Here is a 24,678-nt window from a genome sequence, read left to right as displayed (position 1 = left end):
AGTCCCGTCCGGCTGCCGCCCCTAATCTTCCGAGGGACAGGCGACGCCTAGAACCACAAGTGGGGAAACATGACCTTGATCGAACCCGCCTTGCGCGATTCCGGGATCGACTCTTCTGCGCAGATCGTCGACGACATGCTGGAGAAGTTGATTCCGATCTTGCAGACGAGCGCTGCGGAAGGGGAGGCGCAACAAAGGCTTCCGGAAGGCGCCGCCCGGGCGCTGGTCGAGGCAGGTGCTTTTCAGGTTCAGGTGCCCAAGTCGCTGGGCGGTTTGGAACTGAATCCGCTCGAGGCGACCCGCTTGGTCGAGGAGTTGTCCCGCGTCGATCCGAGCGCAGGCTTCCTGGTGGGCAATATGAACAGCCAGGCCTTCGCGATGATGGCGTTGTCGGCCGAGGGCGTCGAGGAAGTTTTCGCCGATAAAGGCGCGGTCATCTGCGGTGGTGCGTTTCCGCCCGCGATGGCGGTCGAAGCACCGGGCGGCTACCTGATCTCCGGGCGGGCCTCGTTCGCCTCCGGCGCGCACATCGCCAGCTGGGTGACCGCGTACGCCATGCTCGTCGAGAACGGTCAGCCGAAGATGACGCCCGCCGGGCCCGTCATGCTGCTCGCGGCGATGGACCGCCGCGACTGCGAGCTCGTCGATAACTGGGATGTGCTCGGGCTCAAGGGAACTGGCAGCCACGACTACTCCTACCAGCAGGTCTTCGTCCCCGCCGCACGAGTCGCGCCGCTGACGCTCGGTGAGCCAAATCGCTATTTCACTGCACCGCTGTACCGCTCACGGCTATGGTCGGGACATTCGGCCTTCGCGGCCACCGCACTTGGTGTCGCGAGAGCCAGCTTGGACGAGGTCACCAAGCTGGTCCAGACGAAAAGGGGCAACTTCATGACCGAGTTGCTGGGGGATAGTGCGTCGGTTCAGCGCCAGCTCGGTAAGGCGGAGGCCAAGCACCGTGCCGCCCGCTCCTATCTGTACAGCACCGTCGATGAGCTGTGGCAGCACCAGCTGACCGGCGAGTTCGTCACGACCGAGCACGGCATCTCCATGCAGCTGGCGGCGTGCTTCGTGATCGAAACGGCGCGCGAGATCAGCGAGATCACCCATGAGATCGCGGGGTCGACCGGTTTCCGTGAGTCGAGCCCACTGGAGAAGTACTTCCGGGACGCGCACACCATCAGCCAGCATGCCTTCGCTTCGCAGGCGAGGTACGAGTCGGCGGTGAAGGCGATGCTCGGCAAACCCAACGACTGGCTGTTCTTCCAGCTGTGACGACCAGCAGCAGGACTCGAGCGACAGTGAGGAAGAAACGATGACTCCCGCGATCTTTGCGGAGAACCTGGGGCGCACCTACAAGGACAAGGTGGCGCTCGAGGGGCTCAACCTGGAGATCCCGCGCGGCGAGGTCTACGGCCTGCTCGGACCGAACGGTGCGGGCAAGTCGACGACGGTGCGGATTCTGTGCACGTTGTTGCTGCCGACCTCCGGGCGAGCGATGGTGGCGGGGTACGACATCGTCGACCATCCCACCGAGGTCCGCCTGCGGATCGGCGCCGCGTTGCAGGCGACGGCGATCGACGGCCTGCAGACCGGCCGGGAGATGCTGTCCCTGCAGGCGCAGTTGTACAACGTGAAGCCGGCCGTCGCCAAGAAGCGGATCGCCGAGTTGGAGGCGCTGATCGATCTGGGCAGCGACTTCGACAAGCGTGTCTCCACCTACTCCGGTGGCATGAAGCGCCGCCTCGATATCGCCACGGCGATATTGCACCGTCCCCCAGTGCTTTTCCTGGACGAGCCGACCACGGGCCTGGATCCGCGGAGCAGGCAGCAGATGTGGGACGAGGTCCGCAGGCTCAACGAACAGCTCGGCGTGACCATCCTGCTGACGACGCAGTACCTCGAAGAGGCCGATTTCCTGGCCCACCGGCTCGGCATCATCAACGACGGCCGGCTGGTCGCCGAGGGGAGTCCGCTGGAGTTGAAGCGGACGGTCCGAGACGACATCGTCGTGGCCAACATCAAGGGCGACGCCCGGCAGGCGGAGGGGCCGCTGGCCGCCATTCGCGGGGTCAAATCGGTCTCGGCGGTGGGCGAGCGCATCGAGGCCAGGGTCACCGATGGGGCGCAGGCGATCGGCCATGTCGCCATCGCGATCCAGCAAGCAGGGCTGGAACTCGCCGATATCACACTGCGTACCCCGACCTTGGACGACGTGTTCATGGAACTCACGGGCGGCCATATCACGGAGGATGAGCATGAGCCAGTCCACTGAAGGCAAAATACGAGCGGGCGGCGAGGAATTCGCGGTAGATCCAGAACTCGATCCGCGCGGTTCGTCGTTCCTGCGCGATGTCGCGGTGATCGCCAGGCGGTCGATCCGGCAGCTACCCAGAGAGCCGGAGGCGGTTTTCCCGGCGCTGATGATTCCGGTCTTCTTCATGGCGGTCAATATCGGCTCGCTCGAGAAACTGACCGAGTCGGCGCTGGCCATTGATTACAAGGCATTTCAGCTACCCGTCGGCATCGTCTTCGCGGTGACCGGCATCAGCCGAGGGGCGTCGCTGGTCGCGGATTTGAACTCGGGCTACTTCGACCGATTGTTGATGACGCCGGTCTCCCGGCTCGCGCTACTGATCGGCACCATGGCAGCGGATTTCGTGCTCGTCGCCATGATGACGCTGCCGGTGCTGTGCTTGGGCTTCATCGTCGGCGTCGGGTTCTACAACGGCATCCTCGGATTCTTGGTCTTCATCGCCATATCGGCATTGTGGGGCATGGTATTCCCGGGATTCACGTACGCGATCGCCTTCAAGACGGCCAGTCCAGCCGCAGTGGCGTCGGCCACCATCCTGTTCTTCCCGTTCGCCTTCCTGACCACCACCTTCCTGCCGAAGGACCAGTTGAACGGGGCGCTGGGCGCGGTAGCCAACGTCAACCCGGTCACTTACATTCTCGAGGCCCTGCGCAGCCTGCTCAGTGGGGATTGGAATGTCTCGGCGCTCGCCCCGGCATTCATCGCCATCATTCTGGTCGGGATCTTGAGTATCGGCGCGGCCCTCACCGCGCTGATGAGACGGGTTAGCCGAAGTTAGGTAATTGTCAGCTGTGCCGAAGGAGGCGCCATGAACTATATGGGAACTTTCATTGCAGTCGCCGACGACTGCAAGGTCGATTACGGGAAGACGCCGGTCCCGCGCGGATCGTCACGATCCGTCGCGCAGATCCAATACGAGATGCTGTCCGAGCACCCGTTCACCTATACGCAGGAAGACGTGTTGTTCGAGTCCTGGTTCGCCCGCCAGGATCTCGAGGTGAGCGAGGCGGAGAAGGCCGATCTGCGCGAGCAGTTCTTCTCGAAGGAACAACCGTGCCTGCGGACCTCGCCCTTGACCAGGACGCACGGCTGGGGCTTGGTCTTCGACGAGGAGGGCCGGATCGCCCTGTGCGCCAAGGATTCACCGGAGTACGGCAAGTACCTCGAGTCCGAAGAGCTCAAGGTCATCAAGGCGCTCCGTAGCAAGCGCGCCTGAATCAGTTTTGCAGTGCACATCTCATATTTCTCCGACAACTGACCCAGGAGGTCGCCACCCATGATCGCGTCGTACACCTGCACCACGCTCGACTGCCCGGACCATGACGCCCTGTCCGGCTTCTACTCCAAGGTTCTCGGCTGGAATATCGTCCACCGCGACGACAACGTGGCGTATCTGGCCAACGACGCCGGCCTCAAACTGGGCTTCCAGAAGGTCGACAACTTCGCGGCACCGGTCTGGCCCAAGGGTGAGATTCCCCAGCAGTTCCATCTCGACCTCGAAGCCAAGGACCTCGCCGCCGCGGAGAAGGAGTTGCTGGCGGCGGGCGCGGTGAAGGCGGAGTACCAGCCGGGCGGGGACTACTGGATCGTCTTTCTCGATCCGGCCGGGCACCCGTTCTGCATCGCGCCGCCGATGAACTGAGGCTCCGGCCCCGAATCAGCTGATCCGGCAATGGGTATGGATCCCGGCAGCCCCCTCGACCTGGTGGTCAAGGGGGCTGCTGCCACTCTCACCCTCAACAGGCCTGACCGGCGCAATGCGATCGACGCCGCCCTGATCGCGGCGTTGCATCGGTCGCTCGATGTCATCGAGCGTTCGCCCGAGGTGCGGGTCCTGCGACTCGGGCATCGTGGTCCATGGTTCTGCTCCGGCATGGACTTCGAGGACAGGGACGACCGCGCCGAACCGGCCGCGAACGCCGGCGAGTTCTTCGCCGTGCTCGAACGCATCGCCTGCGGCGACGTCGTGTCGATCGCGGTCGTCGGCGGACAGGTCGCCGGCGGCGGTGTCGGATTGGTTGCGGCGTGCGACACCGTGCTGGCCTCGTCCGACGCCACATTCTCGCTGCCAGAGGCCCTTTGGGGCTTGCTGCCCGCCGCGGTGTACCCGTTCCTGCGCCGCAGGATCGGACCCGGACCGGCGCGCCACCTGGCCCTGTCGGCCGGCACGTTGACCGCCGCCGACGCGGCGCGGCTGGGTCTGGTGGACGAGGTGAACGACCGTCTCGAGAACGCGGCGACCGCCGCGACGCGACGGAGCGTGCGGATAGACCGTGAAACGATCGCCAGGATCAAGACGTATACCAATACCTACGACCCGCTTCCCGCCGATGCCCGAACCAGGGCGGCTACCGCGCTGGCGGGCGCGATGCAGGCACCGGGTGTGGCGCATCGGATCGAGCGGTGGACGCAGACCGGTCGCCTACCGTGGGAATGACAGCGATCCCGGCTCGACGTCCGCTGCGGCGAGATGGGCCGAAAGGGCCTGTGCGACTTCGTCGCTGTGCGTGTAGAGGGCGAAGTGGCCGCCGCTGACCTCGACGGAGTTCGAGCGTGGGAAGGATGCTGCGATCCGGGCGACATCCGAGGGTGCCACGACCACATCCTGCGCTCCGGACACCACGGTGATCGGTACCTCGAGCGCTTTCACCCGTGGATCCATGAGCGGATCGTCAGCCCAGAATTCCAGATGCCGCTCCGCGTAGGCGATCAGGGTGGCCGCGTCGCGAAAGACCGAAGTACCCGGGTCGTCCAGTTCCGCGGGCAGGCCGATGGACGAGCTCGGATTGCTCGCGCGACGGCGGTTCAGCGCGTCGATCAAACGAGCGGCCATGCCTGGCCGCGACCGGACGGTGCTGAGCAGGTCCACCAACTCCGACTCGTATTCGGTATCGATATCCAGTGGTCGCCCAGGGCCTTTGAACGACGGGTTGAGAAACACCAGCGACTCGACCAGTTCCGGGTAGTCCGCCGCGACGTGCAGTGCGGTCTTCGGACCGGTACACCAAGCCACCAGATGAGCTGAGCGTCCGGAGAGCAGGCGTGCGAGTTGTTCTTCCTGCCCTGTTCGGGTCCACGACAACTCGGGACTCCACACCGAGGTCGGGTGGCGCCCGATCCGGTCCCGCAGTCGAGACCAAGCAGCCGGGCCCTGCCCGAGCGCATTGACGAAAACTACTGGAGGAAGCGTTGATTCAGACACGGATCTCTTCCGGAAGTTTATGGATGACGAAGTCGACAGCCGGGGCATGCACGGCAACCGACACGTGGTGCTGCGGCGAGGCGCGCCACGACTTCATGGACCATTCGCGGTCTCCGTCGGCCCGATGCGGCTGGTGGCTTTCATCGAAATCGAAGCCGACGGTCGCGAAGGGCAGGCTCAAACCTTTGCCGAGCGCCTTGGTTGTCGCTTCCTTCAGCGTCCACAGCAGGCAGAAGTGGTCGGCGCGGGCGTCTGGCGCGAGCTCGCGCATCCTGGTCGATTCGGCGGCCGAGAGAACTCGCTCCGAGAGGCGCGCGACCGTCGATGGATCGGTCCGTCGCTCGACATCTATCCCACACGGCACAGCGCGTGTGACCACGACGGCCACCATGTCATCCGTGTGCGAGAGATTGACCCGGATATTCTCGGCCAGCAACGGTGCGGAAATTTCGGGGCGCCCGTGTGGCTTCGACGCTCGCAGTTGCCATTCCGAGGGGCGCACGGCAGGAACGCACCAACTCAGGGCATGGCGAGTGAGCGCATGAGCGGCCGCGAACGCGCGCCGCGGCTCGCGCGGCAGTATGCGACTCCATCGGCGGAGCTCCTCGGAGCTCAAACAGTCGAGGGCGGTGACTTCTTCGGTGGCGGCGAGCCACACGTGGGCTTCGTCCGTGTGGAGCCTGACCGCGGGTCGCAGTGCGGAATGGGCCGGCTTCATTCGAACGACCCAGGGGGAGTACGCGAGAGCACCGTCGCCACCGCGATGATGGCGCTCATCAGCGCCACCTCCCGCAATCCAGTGCGCAGAAATCTCGCGGACAGCGGGTCATGAATGGAGGCGGGAACGCTGTGGCGGCGATGCCACGCGCCGAACCAGAACAGTCCGGCCAGCCCGACCGCTTTGACGAGCACGAGCAGGAGATAGTTCCGGGAGTATCCGCCCACTTCGGGCGCCTGCGCGAGCAGGCTCCCGAAACCGCTGACCGCCGTCGCGATCGCGCAGGGCAGCGCCAGCCGGCTGAATTTCGGCAGCACGGTCCGCATCGCCACCCGATCGCCGAGGATGCCGCCGACGATCAGCAGCATCGCCAAGCCGCCGACCCACAGTGCCGCAGCGAGGACGTGCAGCACGATCATGCCCAGGCTGACAATGTGATTCGAGGCCGAACTGGGGTGTCCGCCCGCGAAGGGCAAGCACGTGGCCACCATGCCGACCACGAGCAGATTCAGGGGCGTTGTGCTGGTGCGGGTCAGCATGGCCAAGCAGAGAAATCCCGCGATACTGCCGAGGCAATACAGGATGCCGGGCATGGTCAGGCATGCGACGTAATCGCTGACCGAGATGGTGAGCGCGGGTCTGCCGACGATCGCCGAAATGCCCAGCAGCACTTGCAGGATCAGCGCGACCACGGCGGAGCAGGCCAGTAGTCGGGTGGCGCGTCGCAACGACACCACGGTTGTGCGATGACGGGGGAGGCCGTCGAGTATCACCAGTCCCAGCAGCGTGCCGACCGCCAGAACGGCTGCTGTCGTCCCGGTGAAGCGGAGCAACGGCGCGCCCCACCGAGTGATCGCCCCCGGGTCGAAGGCGATCAGCTCCGGCGGTGGCGGTTCGGCGATACCGGTGAGCTGTGTTCCGGCGAGCAACAGTCCGGTCACTATCGCCGCCCAGCAGCCGGCCACCATTACCCGGGCTGTGGAGGTCATCCAAGAGCGCTCTCGCCTGCGCGCTCGTTCGCTTCGGTGTCCTCGTCGGCCGGGGCGTCATCGTCCTCGGCAGGACGCACAGCGTTCGATACCGCCTTCCGCAGGAACCAGATGATGAATCCGCCGGTAACCAGGTGAAAGAAGTGTTCGGCCAGAAACTGGCTCAGCGCGTTCATCATGCTCAGCGGAAATGCGCTCGGCAGTTGCAATCACCCTGCGAGCCAGCGGATTTGGGGCTGAACCAGTGCAGGCTCAATGCGACCAGAATGGGCAGCATGACGGCCATGTTGTAGACGAGATGCAATTCGACCCGGGGGAAGAACGTCTGAATGATGCTGGTCGGCGCGGGCTTTCCCAGGAAATTCATGCCGGACCAGTACTGCGTGAGCAGGAAGGAATGCTCGGCGAAGTGCCACGTCTGAATACCGAGGGCGATGGTCCACCACTTGCGGCTCCGTGCTTGGAAGCCGCCGCGGAGCAGCAGCAATCCGATGATCATCAGCACGGCATAGGTCCAGTGCAACAACTCGTTCTTGTTGACCACCGGGACGATGTAGCCGAGGAAGCCGCCGGCTTTCGGCCGCGGCATGTCCAGCACGTAGATCTGGAAAGCCTGGACGACGTGCTCCACCCAGTGCGCGACGATGAGCGCGATATATACCTTGAGCGCTTGGTAGTGCTTGTCCGAGTTGATCTGGGCGACCCAGGAATCCGGCTTGCGCGGTTGTATCTTTTCCCTGGCGTCTGTGCCGGATCCGATTGTTGCCACTATGGCCCCCAGCTCGAGTGTGAATAGAGGTTCACACCACATCCTCCAAGCGAACCACGGGCCGGAGGGCGCAAAAATGTGCATCCGCTCAGGAAGACCACTCTGGGCCGACCGATGGGGCGTGGGCGGGAGAGGCTCTCAGCAGCCGCCCGCACCGTGGCTGTGCCGGCGGCCGCGTGCGTCGCTGTCGCAAGAACTCGAGTGGCTCAGGAGGCTGCTTCATGGATCTCGAGCAGGTGAGAACCCGCGTCGAAGCAGTGGTTCGGGAAACGCTCGGCATCGATCCGCGAGACACCGGGAAGCCCTTGCTGGCCGGGCGCTCGTCGCTGGCGGTCACCCGCTGCTGGGTCGAGCTCGAGACCGAGTTCGGCGTCGAACTGGACCTGCAAGCCCTGCTCGCGGTCACCGGCCTCGACGAGTTGAGCAGGCAGGTGGCGACGGCGACGCGATCTGTTGGCATCGAGCCCGAGATCGGCGAATCTGCCACGGGGACAGGGCTGCTCCCACAGCAAGAGGCGTATCTGATCGGCACGAACGCGACACTGACCGTCGATGCCGTGGGGTGCCGGCAGTACGTCAGGCTGAATCTGCCTGCCGTTGATGTCGATCACCTGGTCGGCGCGTGGAATGCGATGGCAGCTCGGCACCAGGCGCTGCGGTCGGTGGTGACGTCCGCAGGCGTTCTCGAGGTCGACGCCGTCGATCCGGGGCAGCTCCTGACGGTTGTGCGCAAGCCGTCGGACCTGGATGCCGAGGCGCGGACCAGCACGCTTAGTCAGCCAGGTGAAGCAGCGAAGTACCCGGCCGTGGTGGCCATGGTTGTCGTCGACGACCGTGGTGATGCGGTCGTGCATCTGACGCTCGACATGCTGCTGCTCGACGGTTACAGCACTGAGCTGCTGCTGGCAGAGTGGGGTGCGCTGTACAAGGGGCGGACACTTCCCGCACCGCCCGTCGGCGGAATCCGTTCCGCCATCACCACTTTGACCGCCAAGACGACGGCGCCACTCGATCGAGCGTGTGGCGAAGTCCTCGGCGCGCTACGCGACATAGCGCCGCGCTGCGTTGCGCCACCCAAGCCGACCGGCCAGCGACGGGACAGCGTGTCCGGGTCGCTGACATCAGCAGAGTGGGCGTCGGTGCGTAGCTGGGCCGAGCAGCACGAGATCAGCGCGCCCAGCGCGGTACTCGCGGCGTTCTTCGTCAGTCAGGTCCGCGCGCTCGGCGGCAGCGTGATCGCTGCTGTCACGCTGAGCAGTCGGCCCTGGCTCGCCCGGGGATCGGAGACGTCGATGGGCCCGTTCAGCTCATCGATCCCGGTTATCGCCGACGATCGCCTCGATTTCGCCGAGTTGGCCGCGGCTGTCCACGGCCAGGTGTGGCACGGACTGGAGAATCCGCAGTTGTCCGCGGTCGCGGTGGCACGAGCGGCCCGGCGAGGCGCGAAAGACCTGGCGCACAACGCGATCGACGATATCGGGCTGGCCTTCACCAGCATGATCGACGCTGTTCCGGCCCGCGACGCCGACAGCTTCGCCCGCCATATCGAGTGGGAGTCCGTGGTGACCTCCGGCGTCGCCCTCGACTGCCAAGTGTGGCAGGACGAAGGCGCACTGCGGTTTCGGTGGGACGTAGCCGATCCGCGGGCCTGGTCCACGCCGATCGATATCACCATGGCCGAGTTCGAGAATCTGCTGCGCAGTCTCGGCACGGCGACCGTCGCCTTGCCGGTTACCCCGACGGCGCTGCAAGAGTCCTATGTCGTTGCGCGGACCGAGGCCGGCACGGCACAGGGCTGCAACGTGACCTTCTCCTATGACGTGCCGTCGGGTGCGCTGGACCGGTTGGCCGAGACGGTAGCCGCTTGGTTCGGCACCTACGAACTCCTTGCGGTCGGGCTCACGAGCACTGGGAGCGTGGTCGAGCTCGCCGAGCCGCCGACGGCCTGGCGGGTACCGGTGGTGCGTGAAATCGATGGGGACACAGTGATTGCGGGCGGGGAACATCGTGGCGATGTGCATACCGCGGTGCGGTCGCTGCTTCTGCAACGTAGCCGACCGCTCGGTGCATGGCCTGCCGCAGCGGTCGCCGCGAGCGTGGACGAAAGCCGCACACAGGTCCATATCGCTCTCGACATCTCGGTGCTCGACGCCCCCTGGTGCCACTTCCTGTCCCGTGAACTGATGCGAATGCTGAGTGGCGCAAGACCATTGGGCCGTCTGGCCGGCCCGCCGATCGACATACTCGACCAGGAACGTGCCGGCCCACCGGTTTTCCGATCGGACCACTGGGAGGCGCGGTTGACCGCGCTGCACGAGCAGTTCGGCGACGCGGTAGGGCCCAGCCTGCAGGGCACCTCGGCACGGCGCTCGAGGCTCGAAGGTGTGCCTGCCGACCTGGCCGGGCTGAAGCGCACCGCACACGCTGTCGGCTGCACGATCGATGCTCTGCTGCTGGCCGCGTTTCTGACCGCGTGCGCCGACGAGCTGGAGATGGAGGTGCCGGTCACCGTGGTGCGGTGGGGAGAGCACCCCAATTCCACTGGCCTGACCCGTCTGAGCTGGGTGGCCGCCACCCGACCGGCAGTGGCGGTGCGGGAGCTGGCCGCCGAGCTGCACACTATGCTCGTCGCCGACCTGGCGGCCGACCAGGTCGAAGGACTACGCGTGCGACGCCGCTTGCACCGCGCGGCAACCACCGACGCTGCGCCGGCGACGCTGGTCTTCACCTGCGACGTCGACGCCGCACGATGGCGGTTGGCAGACGACTATCGGCTGGCCGCATGGGGTAGCGCGACACCGGGCGTCCATCTCGATTGCGTCAGTGTCAGTGCGGGAGAGGTTCTTCGGTTCGGCTGGGACATCGATCCGGCGGCCTTCGGCGACGGCTGGGAAGTGCCTGCTTTCGCGCGCTACGCGCAGTTGGTGCACAGCTTGGCTGCGGGGGTCGAGCCGCCAACCGCACCTCGTGGCCGGCTGACGCACGCCGAGTATCGACAGGTCATTCACGCGTTCAATCGAACTCAGCACCCGTTCGATGCCGGAGTAGCCGCGCACGCCCGATTCGAGCAGGCCGCAACCGCCAGGCCCGACGCCGTCGCGGTGGTCACCGCGTCGGACCGGGTCACCTACGGCGAGTTGGACGGGTGGGCCGACCGGATCGCCGCTGAGTTGCACGAACTCGGCGTGGTTCCAGGTGATCTCGTCGTGGTCGGCTGCGACCGGGGTGCCGCCATGGTCGCCGCTGTCCTCGGCGTTCTCAAGGTCGGTGCCGCCTATGTTCCGGTAGAGCCGACGATTCCGATCGAGCGGTTGCGTTCGGTGCTCCAGCAAACCGGCGCGACGATCGCACTCGGCGACAAGAGTGCGCCCTCGTGGCCGGAGGTCCGGCATATCGACGTTTCGCCCGCGAGATACGGCCGCGCCGGCCATGGCACGTGGCAGGCACCCGGGCACGACCCGAAGCGGCTGGCGTACGTGATTTTCACGTCGGGTACGACCGGCACGCCCAAGGGGGTCGCCGTCAGCCACCGCGCCGTGGCGAATCTGCTGCAATGGTGCTGGCGCACCTACCAATTCAACCGTGACGATTACGGGCTGGCGGTCGCCGCGCTCGGCTTCGATCTATCCGTCTTCGACATCTTCGGCCTGCTCGGCGTCGGCGCACGAATTTATGTAGCCGACTCGACGGAGCGACGCGATCCGGCGGCGCTCCAGCGGATCCTCGCCGACGGCATCACCTTCTGGAACTCCGCGCCCGCGGCCCTGGCGCAACTGCGCCCGCTGCTGCAGGACCCGCTTCCGCAGCTGCGACTGATCTTCTCGAGCGGCGACTACACCCCGCTCGATCTGCCCGCCGCACTGCGCCAGGTATGCCCGGACGTTCGGGTGGAGAGCCTCGGCGGTGCTACCGAAGCCACCGTCTGGTCGAATCGTTTCACGGTCGACGAGGTGGATCCGCAGTGGCGCAGCATCCCCTATGGCCGACCGATCGACAACGCGCGGTACTACGTGCTCGATGACGGTCTGGCACCGTGCCCGATCGGGGTCGAAGGCGATCTCTATATCGGCGGCGACTGTCTTGCCGAAGGATATTGGGGCGCAAGCGCATTGACTGCTCGCTCGTTCGTCGCGGACCCACACTCGGATCGGCCGGGTGCCCGCATGTACCTTACCGGGGACCGGGCATATCTCGGAGGTGACCTTCAGCTCGTCTTCGCGGGACGCGTCGACCACCAGGTCAAGGTCCGCGGGTATCGGGTCGAACTGGCCGAGGTCGAGCATCATGTTCGCGGCTGCCCCGACGTGCTGGATGCGGTGGTGCTGGCCAGGCGAGACGATATCGGCGACACCAAGTTGGTTGCCTACGTGCGGACTTCGGCGGCGACGGTCACGCTGCCCGCGATCAGAAGCTTCTGCAAGGACTCCCTGCCCGAATACATGCTGCCGAATCATCTGGTCTGCCTGGAGGTTTTTCCGGTCACCGCCAATGGCAAGCTGGACCGCGACGCCTTGCCGTGGCCCGTGCCGGTCGCGGCGGACGTGCCGGCGTCGGTGCGCCGGTCCGGCGACGTCGCGGTACTCGACGAACTGGTGGCGGCTTTCACTGCGGCCCTTGGCTATTCGATCGATCCCGACCTGGACATCTGGGACCAGGGCGCGACGTCGTTCACGCTGGTGAAGGTATCGGAGGACGTCAAGCGGGTGTTCGGGCGTCCGATCGGAGTGGCGGAGGTGTTGGAGGAGCCCACCCTGCGCGGGATCGCCGCGGCGTTGTCCGGGTCCTCGGCCGAGCCGGTGAGCCAGATGTCCCACGTAGCGGTTGCGGAGGAGAGTGCTGAACCCACCGTTGCTAGCGGAACGGGGCAGATCGACTTCTTCTCCTCGGACAGCCGTGCCGCGTTCAAGGCGGAGCATCGAAACAGACGTCGCGCAGAGCCGGACCGGTTGAAGGTTCCGCTGGCAGGTCGCACTGTCGACGAACGGGCGATGCGTCGGAGTGTTCGCGAATTTGCCGAGGACACAATAGAAGTTGCCGCCCTGGGGGAATTGCTTGCCCTGCTGGCGGCACCGGTGGACGGAGTGCAGCGCTATCGCTACCCGTCGGCCGGTGACTGCTACGGGGTGCAAACCTATGTGCTCGTGCGCGACGGCCGAGTGAACGGTATAGCGCCCGGCACCTACTACTACCGGCCGGAGACGCACGAGTTCGAACGTGTAGGGGCCGGCCTACCCCGCGAGGCCCATTTCTATTACAACAGAGAGCTGTTCGACCAGGCGGCGTTCGAGATCTACCTGATCGGCGCCCTCGACAGTATCGAGCCCCTGTACGGCGAGAACGCTGCTCGGTATCTGGCCATCGAGGCCGGGTGCATGACGCAGCTGCTCCAGGAGCGCCAAGCCGAATGGGGTCTCGGTCTGTGCCCGATCGGCGAGGTCTCGCTCGCCCCGCTGCGGGCCGCGCTCGACCTCGGCGAACATCATCTGTTTCTCTGCTCGCTACTGGGTGGCGGCTCTCCAGTTCCTGTCTCCTCGAGCAACGAAAGAACGTCTCGTAGCGCCAGCGCACAGCTGGACGAGTCGCCCACGGCGTTGATCGGCCTCAGTGCCATGCTTCCGGGCTGCCAAGAGGTCGGCCTGGCGACGTTGCTCCAGACGAACGGAAGTGGTTTGGGGCCAGGACGATCCGGCGGCGTAAGCGGCAGAGGTGGGTGGCTGGACTCCGTCGACCTCATCGATGCCGAGCTGCTCGGCATGACGCCGCTCGAAGCGGCCCAGACCGACCCACAACTGCTCCTGGCGGTCGAGAGCGTCTGGTCGGCGCTGGAGGACGCGGGGTACACCGGCGATCAGCTGAAGCGCTCGGCCGGTCGCATCGGTGTTTTCGTGGCAACGATGTGGCACGACTTCGACAAAAGCAGGGATGCCGACGGTACGCGGGGGCGGGCCGGCACGTTGAGTTCCGATATCTGCCAGCGCATCTCGCACCATTTCGGCTTCGACGGCCCCAGCATCGCGGTCGACGCAGGCTGCTGCTCCACCTTGACCGCGATCCATCTCGCTCGCCAGAGCATGGCGCATCACGAGTGCTCGGCGGCGGTGGTCGTCGGCGCGAATCTGATTCTGCACGACAGCCACCTCGATCTGCTCCGCGAATGGAACCTGGTGGTCGAACACCCCGACGCGGACTACCTTCCGGCGTTTTCCGCGGCGGCGAACGGGTGGCTGCCGGGCGAAGCGGTCGGCGCCGTGGTGCTGCGCCCGCTGCCCGCGGCGGCGTCGGCCGGCGACACCGTGCTCGCGGTCATCGAAGCCTCGCACGCCGGGCACCACGGCGGCGGCCAGCGGTTCGAGTCGCCGTCGGTGGAAGGCATGGTCCGATCGCTGCACGAGACGCTTGCCCGCGCCGGGGCCGCCCCGGACGACATCGGATACATCGAGTGCGCGGCCGCCGGTTCACCCCTGGCCGACGCCGCCGAGGTCGAGGCTCTCTCGCGCGTCCTAGGTGAGCGGGGCGTGGACGGTGCGCCCGTTCCGATCGGTACCGTCAAATCGACTCTGGGACATGCGGAAGCGGCTTCGGGGATCGCCCAGCTCGCCCGTGTCGTCGCACAACTTGGGAACGGCACGATTCTGCCGACGGCGGCCTCTGCGGAACTGAATCCGATGGTGCCCTGGCCGTACCTTCCGGTGCGGGTCAGCCGGACTGGTGAGCCATTGAGCGCAGGCAAACCACTCACCGTCGTCCAAGGTTTCGCCGCCGGAGGTGGTTTCGCCCATCTGCTCCTGCGTGCGCATCATCGGCAGCACGATCGCAGTGACGGCAGTGTCGAGTCGAGCGAGCCGCGAGCCGTGGTCTGGTCCGGGGCCACTCGTGACCAGCTGATCGCTTCGCTCAGGCAGTTCGGCGAGTGGCTGGCCACAAGTACCGCGGTGTCGCTCGACGACCTGGCGTTCAGCACGCAACGCGGGCGGGCGGCACTGAACTGGCGGTGGGGCAGCACTGTCCGGACCGTCGCCGAACTGCGGGCGAATATCGAAGCTGCACTGTTGTTTCCGGACGAACACCTGGCCCGCCCCACCCGGCGGGGTCAGGTCGAGCCGGGACACGACGATGCCGAACGCCTCGAGCTGTGGTTGCGGGGATCGCTCGAGAGTTGGACTCCCGATACCGCGCCCGGGCAGCCGGTCTCGTTGCCGAGGACGGCACTGCTCAGGACGCGGCTACCGCGGGATCGCCGCACCGTCCCCGAGGGTGTCCCGGCAGCGGTAAGCCTCGACGGCGAAGTGTGGACAAGGTTCGTAGACGCCTTCGTCGAGGCGACCGGTCGGCAGCCGCACGACGGCGAACTGGACGTGCCATTGGAGACGAGCGCCTGGTCGTCCTTCACGCTCGAGCGCCTCGCCGCGGCACTGACCGATCGTGACATGCCGGTCGAGGCCACCGCATTCTTCGCGCATCGCACCTTGCGCGATGTGGTCGCCGATGCCGTCGCGATCGAGCGCACCGATCGGAGTGAGACCGTGCTCGGCATCGAACCGGCGCGCGTCGCACATTCCGCCTCGGACATCGCCGTAGTAGGCATGGCCGGCCGATTCCCGGGCGCATCCGATCTCAACTCCTTCTGGCGACTACTGCGCGACGGCGTCGATGCCGTGGGGGCGATGCCGCCGGGCCGCAAGGGCTACGAATGGCCCGAAGGGATTCTGCGCGGCGGATTCCTCGACGCACCTGAACAATTCGACGCCGGGTTCTTCGGCATCACCCCGATGGACGCCGACCTGATGGATCCTCAGGAGCGGGTGTTCCTCGAAGTCGCGTGGGCAGCGCTGGAGGATGCCGGGTATCCGCCGATTCGCCTCACGCGTGAGTACGACGGCTCGGTCGGTGTCTTCGCCGCCACGATGTACAGCGACTACTCGTTCGTCGGAGTCGAGGAGCGGGCTAACGGGCGCTTGGTGAGTACCGGTTCGTCCACCGCGGGCATCGCCAATCGAGTGTCCTACGCCTTCGACTTCCACGGACCGAGCATGACCGTCGATTCGATGTGCTCGGCTTCGCTCACCGCGGTGCACCTCGCCTGCCACAGCCTGCGTGCGGGCGAATGCGGGGTCGCTCTGGTCGGGGGCGTCAACCTGGTCACGCACCCGATGCGCCTCATCGAACAGCGCCAGCTCGGTATGACGTCGGACCGTGGTCGTTGTCAGCCGTTCGGTGCGGGTGCCGATGGCATCGTGCCGGGCGAGGGCGCGGGCGTGCTGGTCTGCAAGACGCTCGAGCAGGCCGTCGCCGACGGTGACCGCATCCACGCCGTCATCAGAGGGTCGGCAGTGGGGCACACCGGCCGCGTAAACGGCTATCAGGTGCCTGATCCCGCCGCCGAGGCCGCCGTGATGAAAACCGCGCTCGCGAACGCGGGTGTCGAGCCTGCCGAGATCGGCTATATCGAGGCACACGGCACCGGGACGCGGATCGGCGATCCGATCGAGGTCGAGGCGGTGACCCGGGTGCTCGGGACGGGCCATCCGACGCGTCCGATCGGATCGGTGAAGTCGAATATCGGTCATCTGGAGGGGGCTGCGGGGATCGCCGGCCTGATGAAGGTGATCCTGCAGCTTCGGCACCGCTGGTTGGCACCGACACTGCATGCGGCAGAACTGAATCCACTTGTCGACTGGACCGCCGCTGCCGTACACGTGCAGCAGTACGGAACGGCCTGGCAGGCGAGCGGCACCGACGTGCCCAGGGTGGGCTGTATCAGCTCGTTCGGCGCGGGTGGCTCCACCGCGCACGTCGTCGTCGGCGAGGCACCCGCCGTTCGTGCTGTGCCCGCGGTTTCTGCCGCGCAACCCGAGTTCATCGTGCTTTCCGCCAAGAGTGCGTCGGCGCTGCGGAGAACTGCGGAGCGTCTGCTCGCGTGGTTGGACATCAGCGCAGTCGAGGCGGCCGATACCGTGGCGAGCCACAGCGATTCGGCGGTGCTCGAACGGATCGAGCAGCTGCTCGGGTCGGTGAACACCACGCTTCGACCGGATCAGCTGGCCGAAGAGATCAGCCGGGCTCTCGGCGATCGGTCGGCACGACGGGGCGCCGTCGGTACCCGGGGCCGCGAAAACGACGTGCGGCTACGCGACCTCGCGTTCACGTTGCAGGTTTGCCGCCAGCCCATGGCCGAGCGTTTCGCCGTCGTCGCATCCTCGGTCGCGGAAGTCCGCGACTCGCTTCGGCTTTTCCTCGCCGGCTCGCATACGCCCGCGAAACCCGAGCCTGCCGTTACCGAGACGGAACTGCTCTGTGCGCGATGGCTCGCCGGCGAGACGATCGATTGGGCTGCGGTGCCTGCGAATTCGCAGGGTCGCCTGCTCGATATTCCGGCCTATCCGTTCGAGCCCGAGTCGCATTGGTACAACCCGGCGATTCGTTACCCGGGTACCGGCTGGGCGGGCCAGGTCTCGAAAGGCCGTCGGAACAATGGACTGTCGTCCGAGGTAATGCTGGCCGAGGTGCAGTGGGTTCCGCAGACGGAACAACCGCCCATTGCTTCGGCGAGGCCGCGTTTGGCCTTCGTCATGGCCGATTCCGGTCACGGCTTCCGAACGGATGTTGCCGCCGCCGGCCACCTCGTTGTCGACCTTCCTTCGGATCTTGGTGCGGCGCAGCGACTCCTCGAATCCCTCAGCGGCAGAACAGACGCGATCGTGGATGTCTGCGATCTCGGAGACGACCCGGTTACCCACCGCCGTGCCCGATGGCAACTCGTGCAAGCGGCCGCGCGTTCGAGGCGTCGTGTTCGCTGGCTGCACATCGGCCGTGCCAAGAGTCATGCCGAGGGATCCGACCAGGCCGGTCTGGTCTCGGCGCTCACCGCGGAAGCGCCGACCTTTGTCGGCACCCTACTGACCACCGATGAGACGGGCGTCGATCTGGTACGCCGGATCGAAGCCCATGTCGAGAGTCCTGATATCCAGGTCGAATATCGCAGCGGCATACGACATCTCGCGACCCTGGCGAGCGTTGAGCCCCGGGAAGGTCGAGGTCGCCTGCTCGATCCGGAACGTCCCTATCTGGTGACCGGCGGGACCGGTCGGCTCGGTCTATTGGTTGCGAGCCACCTCGCGGAGCGCGGTGCTCGGCGGATCGTATTGTGCGGCGCCCGTGGTGTTCCCGAGCGCGGAAGCGGCGAGCGCGCGGAGCGAATTCATGGCCGGATCGATCAGCTTCGGGCGGCGGGCGTGCAGGTCGAGCTGTACATCGGCGATCTCGCCGGGCCTGAGCTGGCGGCATTGTGCGGCAGCTGGGGCCCGTGGGCGGGCGTGGTGCACTGCGCGGGCGTGATGCCCGGGGTGGGTGAGTTCGCCACCGCGGACCTGTCGGACCAGTTGCGGGTATTCGATGCCAAGTGCGGACTCTGGCAATCGCCGAACGGTGCCGAAATCGACAGCGCGCAGCCCGATTTCATCATTCTCTTCTCATCGGTCGCGGGCACATTCCCGGCCTTGGCGGCGGGCGCCAGTGCCTATTCGGCGGCCAACCACTATCTCGACGAGACGGCGGCACGGCACCGGCTTCCTGGTGTCGTCTCCATCGCCTGGCCCGAGTGGGAGGTTGGCGGAATGGGTGGCGGAGACACCCGGGGCGTCGGCCTGGACGTGTTGAGAGTCAGTGACGGCTTGGCGGTGCTGGACCTGGCCATCGATGGGCGACTGACATCGCACACCGTCGTGGTCACCGGGCGGGCGCGCCACGAACTCGGCAGGCTGCTCGAGCAGCCACGCGGCCACGAGGCGCGGCACGCGGTCGCCGAACCACAGCATGGCTCGCCCGGCGAGATCCCCGTTGCGCTGACGAAGGTGTTCGAAGAGGTACTCGGACTCTCCGGTGCCGACCTAAACCCGGACGCCGCATTGCACGACCTCGGCGTCGGGTCGGTGGCGCTCGCCGAACTCACCGTCGCGCTGGAGAAATCGCTCGGCCGACCGGTGGCACCCACTGATCTGATGGCGCACCCCACGCTGCGGGGGATCGCGCGGGTACTCGGTGATATTCCGTCGGCGAATCCTGCTGCGGGACCGGCTCACTCCGATATCGATGAGCCGGTGACGCGAGGGCCCGGCCTGGGCCGCGTTGCGGTCGTGGGGATGTCGTGCCGATTCCCCGGGGCCGACACACTCGACCAGTTCTGGTCGAACCTGCTCAGCGGAACCAGCTCGATCCAGGAGATACCCCGGGACAGGTGGGACGCCGCATCCATCTACGCGGCGGCATCGGGCCACGGCAAGACCAACAGCCGTTGGGGCGGATTTGTCTCGGGGGTCGATACTTTCGACCCTGGCGCGTTCGGATTGACTGCGGAACAAGGTATCTCGATCGATCCCACGATACGACTGGTACTCGAAGGCGTGGACGCCTGCCTCGCCGACGCCGGCTACCGGCGCACTGATCTCGCCGGTACCGATACCGGCGTCTTCATCGGCGCCAGAATGTCGGACTACCGCAGGCGCTCGATCGAGCAGCACGGTCACGCGGGTGCCGGAGGCGACCAGAACTTCATCGCCGCGTTGTCCGCGCACGTCTATGACCTGCGCGGCCCCGCACTGGTTGTCGACACCGCATGCTCATCGCCGCTGACCGCGTTGGCGCTCGCCCGGCAGAGCCTGCTCGAGGGCGACATCTCGGTCGCCTTGGTGGGCGGTGCGGAGTATCTGCTCGACGAGCAGCCCTATCTCGAGTTCTCGGCGATGGGCGCATTGTCGAGTCACGGTGCATGCCGGACCTTTTCGGCGGAGGCCGACGGTTTCGTACCGGGGGAGGGGTGCGCCGTCCTGCTGGTGAAACGACTCGAGGACGCGATCGCCGACGGCGACACGATTCGCGCGGTCATCGACGGTGTAGCCGTCGGGAACGACGGCTGGACGATGGGGCTGACTACGCCGAGCATCGACGGCCAGGAGCGAGTTGTCCGACACGCCTTGCGGACCAGTGGCCGCACCGCGGCGCAGGTCGGCATGATCGAGGCACACGGCACGGCCACCTTGATCGGTGATCCCATCGAACTCAAAGCGCTCAGCAATGTGTTCGACGGAACCGTGGCGCCGCAGTCGTGCGCGGTCGGCAGCGTGAAGTCCAATATCGGGCACCTGCTGGGTGCTGCCGGTGCAGCAGGTTTGGTGAAGGCGATTCTTGCGGTGCAGCACGCCGTGATCCCGCCGACGCTGCACTGCGACCAGCCGAACCCGAGGTTCAACTTTGCCGCCTCGCCGTTCTTTCCCGTGACCGAGGCGATCCCGTGGCCAGATCGGTACGCGGAACGGGTCGCCGGTGTCTCCGCGTTCGGTCTCGGCGGCACGAACGCCCATGCCGTCGTCTCCGCGCCCGATCCGTCCTGGCACGGCGTCCGTAAGCCGTTGCCCGCGCCGGTCTACCGCCGGACTCGAATGTGGCTTGCGGCCACCGAACCCGCTGCGGCGGCCGCGCCGGAGCCTCTGTGGCCGGCCCGGCCGGTGGCGTCACACGTCGAATCGAACGGCCGACCCGCCTACTCCGACGCAAGAACAACATCCCTGCTCCTGCTCGAACTGGATGAAGCGCCGGTCGCCGACCTCGGCCCGGCACCGTTCGATCCGGAACCCGAGCCGGCGATGCTTCGAGAACTGGTGGACGCCGTGATCGAGGTCGCGCCGGAGGTGCCCGCCGCCGCGGTCCGGGCGGACAGCACGCTGTCCGACCTGGGCCTGGCCAGCATCGAACGGGCGGAAGTCCTCATCCGTGCCATGGAATCGCTCGGCATCAAGCTTTCGGTGTCGAACTTTGCCAAGACGATGACCCTGGGCGAGATCTCAGCGATTCTCGGCGGCGGCGCATGAGTCGTCCGCACCCACGCGTGGTCGGGTTGGGTCTGGTCAGCGCGGTCGGCGTAGGCCGCGAGGCCTTCGCCGCGGCGATTCTCGGCGGCCTTACCGGCATCCGCGCGGCGACCGAACCCGATCTTCCCGCGTACCGGGCACCGCTTCCCCCGCTCGACTTCGAGAGCGCGCTCGAGCGGTATCCGAATGCGGAAATCGCCACGCGCGCAAGGGAAACCTGCGCACGGTCGGAGGTGCCGGTGCGCGCCGGTGTGCTGGCCGCGCTCGAAGCATGGCAGGACGCGGGGCTCGACGGTGGCCCGCCGCCGGAGCGGATCGCGCTGGTCGCGGCGGGCAACAACCTGACTTCCGCGGCCATGCACGAGGTCGGTGCGCGGTTCGCCGGCCGCGAGACGTATGTGTCGCCGCGAATGTCGTTGAGCCTGATGGACTCGCACCTGCTCTCGGTCGTGAGCCACGTGCTCCGGATCACCGGCCCGGGGCTACAGGTGGGTGCGGCCTCCGCGAGTGGGAACGCGGCCCTGATTTCCGGCTGCCGCTTGCTCGCCACCGACGAGGCGGACATCTGCGTGGTTGTCGGATCGGTGGGTGTACCGGCTCTGGTGGAACTGCGGGCCTTGGCAAACGCGGGTGCGCTGAGCTGGGACCAGATGAGCGTTCCGTTGTCCACCGACCGAGCCGGACTCATTCCCGGGGAGGCGGCCGCCGCCGTTGTCCTGGAAGGGAATTCGTCCTCGCGGCCTGGTCGGATCCGGACGTACGGCGAGGTGCGCGGGTGGGCACACCGCCTACATGCGTCGGCCGGACCGGAACCCGATGTCGACGTCGAGTCCGAAGTAATGCGCCGAGCAATGGAATCCGCAGGTATCACTCCCGACCGCATCGGCTATGTCAACGCGCACGCGAGCGGATCGGTGGTCGGTGACAGCGCTGAAATGACCGCACTGGACAAGGTATTCGGCGAGCTGGCCGAACCGCCGTGGCTCAATGCCACCAAATCGATTACGGGCCATACTCTTGCCGCCTCGGGCCTGGTCGAGTGCATCGCCACCCTGACCCAACTCGAGTTGGGCGTACTGCACCCGACGGTCGGTTTGACTACGCCGATCTCATCGAACCTGCGCCACCCCGGCCTCGGTACGCCCCTTGCACCGGATGCCGTGGCGATTACCAACAGCTACGGATTCGGCGGCTTCAATACCAGCCTGGTGCTCGGAAGGTAGTGATGAGAATCTTTTGCTTTCCGCATGCCGGGGGCGGGTCGCTCGCGTACCGCGGCTGGCGCCACCCGACCGCGGCGCTCGACGTGATTCCAGTGGTGCTGCCTGGTCGCGAGGCGCTGCGGGAGCACCGGATGCCCACGCGGATGACAGAGGTGATCGACTACCTGATCGGCGCACTCGGACCACGGCTGGTGGGTGACTACGCGTTCTTCGGGCACAGCTTCGGGGCCGGCGTGGCCTACGAGCTCACCCGCAGGCTGCACGAGCAAGGCGCGCGGCTGCCTCGGCTGTTGGCCGTGTCCGGGCGCCGCGCGCCGAATCGCTCGCCGATCTGGCCGCCGGTGCATACCGCGTCCGACGAGACTTTCCTGAAGTACCTGGTGGGTTTGGGCGGCATCCCGAGCGAAGTCGTCGAGAATCCCGCGCTGCTCCAGGCCTTTCTGCCCAGCTTGCGTGCCGACTTCGCCGTCCACGAGACCTACGTGGCCCCGGCGAATCCTTCGCTGCCCCTTCCGGTCTCGGCGTTCACCGGCGCGCAGGACCCGGCCGTGTCGGTGGCCGATGTGCTGGCGTGGCGCGACATCACCACGAACTCGTTCCGCGCTCGCGTCTTCCCCGGAGGGCACTTCTATCTGCGCGAGCACGGCGCCGCCATTCTCTCCGCCATTCACGACGACTTGGAAGGGCCTACGCCACGATGACCGTTGGAATCCACGATATAGACGGGTATGTCGGGCGCGCGTCACTCGATGTCGGGCTGCTGTTCGACGCCCGCGGCCTGGACCGGGGCCGGCTCACCAATCTGATGATGCGCCGCAAGTCGGTGAACCTGCCGTGCGAAGATCCGGTGACCAACGGCGTCAATGCGGCGCTGCCGCTGCTGAAAAGGATGTCACCGGCCGAGATCGACGACATCGAGTTGATCGTCGTCGGCACGGAGTCCGGCCTCGATTTCGGCAAGCCGATCAGTACCTACATCCACGACTTGCTCGAATTGCCCAGGCGCTGCCGCTCTTTCGAAGTGAAGCACGCGTGCTACGGCGCGACGGCCGCCCTGCAGGCCGCGGCGGCACTGGTTGCCACGTCGGCGAATCCGCACGCGCGGGCGCTGGTCATCTCGACCGACGCGGCGTCCCGGATCGACGTCGACAGCTACTGGGAGCCGTCGCAGGGTGCGGGTGCGATCGCCATGCTGGTCGGGCACGATCCCGCGATCCTGGAGATCGATCTCGGCCGCAGCGGCCTGTTCACCTTTCATGTGATGGACACGCTGCGGCCCCGGCCGGAGATCGAGTCCGGCAACTCCGACCTGTCGCTGCTGTCCTACCTGACCTGCCTCGACGAGACGTATGCGATGTACTGCGAACGGAATCCGGGCACGACTCTCGATTCCTTCGACCGGATGGTCTTCCACACGCCCTTTGCGGGCATGGTGGTCGGCGCGCACCGCACGCTCACCCGCAAGCACGGCCGTCGGTCCCGGGACGAAGTAGCTCGACACTTCCGCGACGCCGTCGCCGACAGCCTGGTCCTGGCGCAGGAAGTGGGCAACACCTACAGTGCCTCGCTCTACCTGGCCTTGAGCTCGATGCTCGTGCACGGAAAAGTCGAGGCGGGCCAGCGGATCGGGCTGTTCTCCTACGGCTCGGGCTGTTGCTCGGAGTTCTACAGCGGCACACTGCGATCGAAGGCGGCCGATGCGCCGGGACCTATCGCAATGAACGCCGCGATCGGACAGCGGCGCGAACTGGATATGGCAACGTACGAGCTCATCAGTGAACTCGCGGAGCAGCGGTTCAGTGGAGTCGAGCACGCCGACGTGACAATCGAGCCGTATCGGGATCTGTACGAAGAATGCTTGGCCGGGACCGGGTTGGCCGTACTCGACTCGATCAAGGATTTCGAACGGCATTACCGCTTCGCGTGAAGCCGGGGGTTGCCGATCACCAATCCCACGTGCCTACCGGCGGCCAGGGATCCAATGGTTCGGCGCCCGGCTGCGAGAGGTTCTTCGAAAAGTGCGAGCCCTGTTCGACTCTGGCGGAAAACCCGCTGCGAAACCGGTCGTCATCGGGAAAGTCGGCCGGGTCGAGCAGGGACAGCAGAATATCGATGAATCGCTGACGCTGGTCCTCGGTGATGTGCAGTTCCTTGTGCGCCTCGAACAAGCCACGGACGCCGTCGTGGAGGTCGGTGTAAAGGCGCCGACCGCCCATGATCTCTTCCAGAAAGTGCGACAGGTGCAGCGCGTGATTGCGTGAGCCGCGGGCGAACATGTCGTGCAGCAGCTCGTCGTCGAGCACGGACGCATGGAACAGCTCGGCCAACTCGCGGACCTTCGCCGGGCCGCCGATGTGCTCGAGCATGGTCCGGCCGTGCACCCGGGTGACGCCGACCGAGCGCAAGCCGGTTGTTCCACCCTCGTCGGCCGGTGTCGATCCGGTCATGTGTGCCTCCAGCCAGTGCCAGTCCTTTCCTGTCATGCCAGCACTTCGGCGACCGCGCCGATGCTCACTATTCGGCAGTCGATGTCGGCGGTCCCGATAATGCGGCGTTCCCCGGGACAATCCGGCTGTATGTCCCGGCTGGGTATCGAG

At 66.4% G+C, this 24,678-nt stretch carries 16 protein-coding genes; 10 read left to right on the top strand and 6 right to left on the bottom strand.

Features of this window, described 5'->3' with window-relative positions:
• Positions 1–69 precede the first annotated feature (69 nt).
• Genes IBX18_RS32405 through IBX18_RS32380 form a run of 6 tightly spaced genes read left to right on the top strand, consistent with a single transcriptional unit; the run spans position 70 to position 4,754 of the window.
• Entirely contained in the window at positions 70–1,275 is a 1,206-nt protein-coding gene (locus IBX18_RS32405; RefSeq protein WP_194837284.1) for an acyl-CoA dehydrogenase family protein, read from the top strand.
• A 40-nt stretch (positions 1,276–1,315) separates the two neighbouring features.
• On the top strand, positions 1,316–2,275 hold the full coding sequence (locus tag IBX18_RS32400; protein ID WP_194837283.1) for an ATP-binding cassette domain-containing protein: 960 nt from the start codon (positions 1,316–1,318) through the stop codon (positions 2,273–2,275).
• Complete coding sequence (locus tag IBX18_RS32395; RefSeq protein ID WP_194837282.1) at positions 2,259–3,095, top strand: ABC transporter permease; 837 nt, start codon at positions 2,259–2,261, stop codon at positions 3,093–3,095. The genes IBX18_RS32400 and IBX18_RS32395 overlap by 17 nt, the downstream gene beginning before the upstream one ends.
• Before the next feature lie 30 nt (positions 3,096–3,125).
• Positions 3,126–3,533, top strand: a complete 408-nt coding sequence (locus IBX18_RS32390; RefSeq protein ID WP_194837281.1) for a DUF6157 family protein — start codon at positions 3,126–3,128, stop codon at positions 3,531–3,533.
• A 60-nt stretch (positions 3,534–3,593) separates the two neighbouring features.
• Positions 3,594–3,959, top strand: coding sequence for a VOC family protein (locus tag IBX18_RS32385; RefSeq protein ID WP_194837280.1), 366 nt, complete (start codon positions 3,594–3,596; stop codon positions 3,957–3,959).
• A gap of 30 nt (positions 3,960–3,989) precedes the next feature.
• Entirely contained in the window at positions 3,990–4,754 is a 765-nt protein-coding gene (locus IBX18_RS32380; RefSeq protein WP_194837279.1) for an enoyl-CoA hydratase-related protein, read from the top strand.
• Here the strand turns inward: IBX18_RS32380 and IBX18_RS32375 are convergent.
• From IBX18_RS32375 to IBX18_RS32355, 5 genes are read right to left on the bottom strand one after another with little or no spacing between them, the layout of a single operon-like run.
• A complete protein-coding gene (locus tag IBX18_RS32375; RefSeq protein WP_228542105.1) occupies positions 4,740–5,567 on the bottom strand; it encodes an alpha/beta fold hydrolase in 828 nt (275 codons plus the stop codon). The two genes, IBX18_RS32380 and IBX18_RS32375, sit on opposite strands and share 15 nt — an antisense overlap.
• Positions 5,512–6,177, bottom strand: a complete 666-nt coding sequence (locus tag IBX18_RS43250; protein ID WP_194837277.1) for a 4'-phosphopantetheinyl transferase superfamily protein — start codon at positions 6,175–6,177, stop codon at positions 5,512–5,514. Before IBX18_RS43250 ends, IBX18_RS32375 begins: the two co-directional genes overlap by 56 nt.
• Positions 6,178–6,233: 56 nt before the next feature.
• Entirely contained in the window at positions 6,234–7,226 is a 993-nt protein-coding gene (locus IBX18_RS32365) for a copper resistance D family protein (protein WP_194837276.1), read from the bottom strand.
• Positions 7,223–7,405: a hypothetical protein gene (locus IBX18_RS32360; protein WP_194837275.1), complete on the bottom strand. Its 183-nt coding sequence runs from the start codon at positions 7,403–7,405 to the stop codon at positions 7,223–7,225. Before IBX18_RS32360 ends, IBX18_RS32365 begins: the two co-directional genes overlap by 4 nt.
• Before the next feature lie 2 nt (positions 7,406–7,407).
• The gene (locus tag IBX18_RS32355; protein WP_194837274.1) at positions 7,408–7,995 is read right to left on the bottom strand and encodes a hypothetical protein; all 588 of its coding nucleotides are present in this window, start codon (positions 7,993–7,995) and stop codon (positions 7,408–7,410) included.
• A gap of 221 nt (positions 7,996–8,216) precedes the next feature.
• Here IBX18_RS32355 and IBX18_RS32350 point away from each other — a divergent pair, with 221 nt between their 5' ends.
• From IBX18_RS32350 to IBX18_RS32335, 4 genes are read left to right on the top strand one after another with little or no spacing between them, the layout of a single operon-like run.
• Positions 8,217–20,858 carry an amino acid adenylation domain-containing protein gene (locus IBX18_RS32350; protein ID WP_194837273.1) on the top strand — a complete coding sequence of 4,214 codons (12,642 nt, stop codon included), beginning with the start codon at positions 8,217–8,219 and terminating at the stop codon, positions 20,856–20,858.
• Positions 20,855–22,081 (top strand): beta-ketoacyl synthase N-terminal-like domain-containing protein, encoded by a 1,227-nt coding sequence (locus IBX18_RS32345; RefSeq protein WP_194837272.1) that lies wholly within the window; start codon positions 20,855–20,857, stop codon positions 22,079–22,081. The genes IBX18_RS32350 and IBX18_RS32345 overlap by 4 nt, the downstream gene beginning before the upstream one ends.
• A 2-nt stretch (positions 22,082–22,083) precedes the next feature.
• Positions 22,084–22,782 carry a thioesterase II family protein gene (locus IBX18_RS32340; RefSeq protein WP_194837271.1) on the top strand — a complete coding sequence of 233 codons (699 nt, stop codon included), beginning with the start codon at positions 22,084–22,086 and terminating at the stop codon, positions 22,780–22,782.
• Positions 22,779–24,008, top strand: coding sequence for a hydroxymethylglutaryl-CoA synthase family protein (locus IBX18_RS32335; protein ID WP_194837270.1), 1,230 nt, complete (start codon positions 22,779–22,781; stop codon positions 24,006–24,008). Before IBX18_RS32340 ends, IBX18_RS32335 begins: the two co-directional genes overlap by 4 nt.
• 16 nt (positions 24,009–24,024) lie before the next feature.
• Here the strand turns inward: IBX18_RS32335 and IBX18_RS32330 are convergent, their stop codons facing one another.
• Positions 24,025–24,564 carry an oxidoreductase gene (locus IBX18_RS32330; protein WP_194837269.1) on the bottom strand — a complete coding sequence of 180 codons (540 nt, stop codon included), beginning with the start codon at positions 24,562–24,564 and terminating at the stop codon, positions 24,025–24,027.
• Positions 24,565–24,678 lie beyond the last annotated feature (114 nt).

The sequence above is a fragment of the Nocardia sp. XZ_19_369 genome, from assembly GCF_015355715.1.
Taxonomy (GTDB): Bacteria; Actinomycetota; Actinomycetes; order Mycobacteriales; family Mycobacteriaceae; genus Nocardia.
The sequence above is the reverse complement of the archived record's forward strand: the minus strand, read 5'-3'. Positions and strand labels throughout refer to the sequence as shown.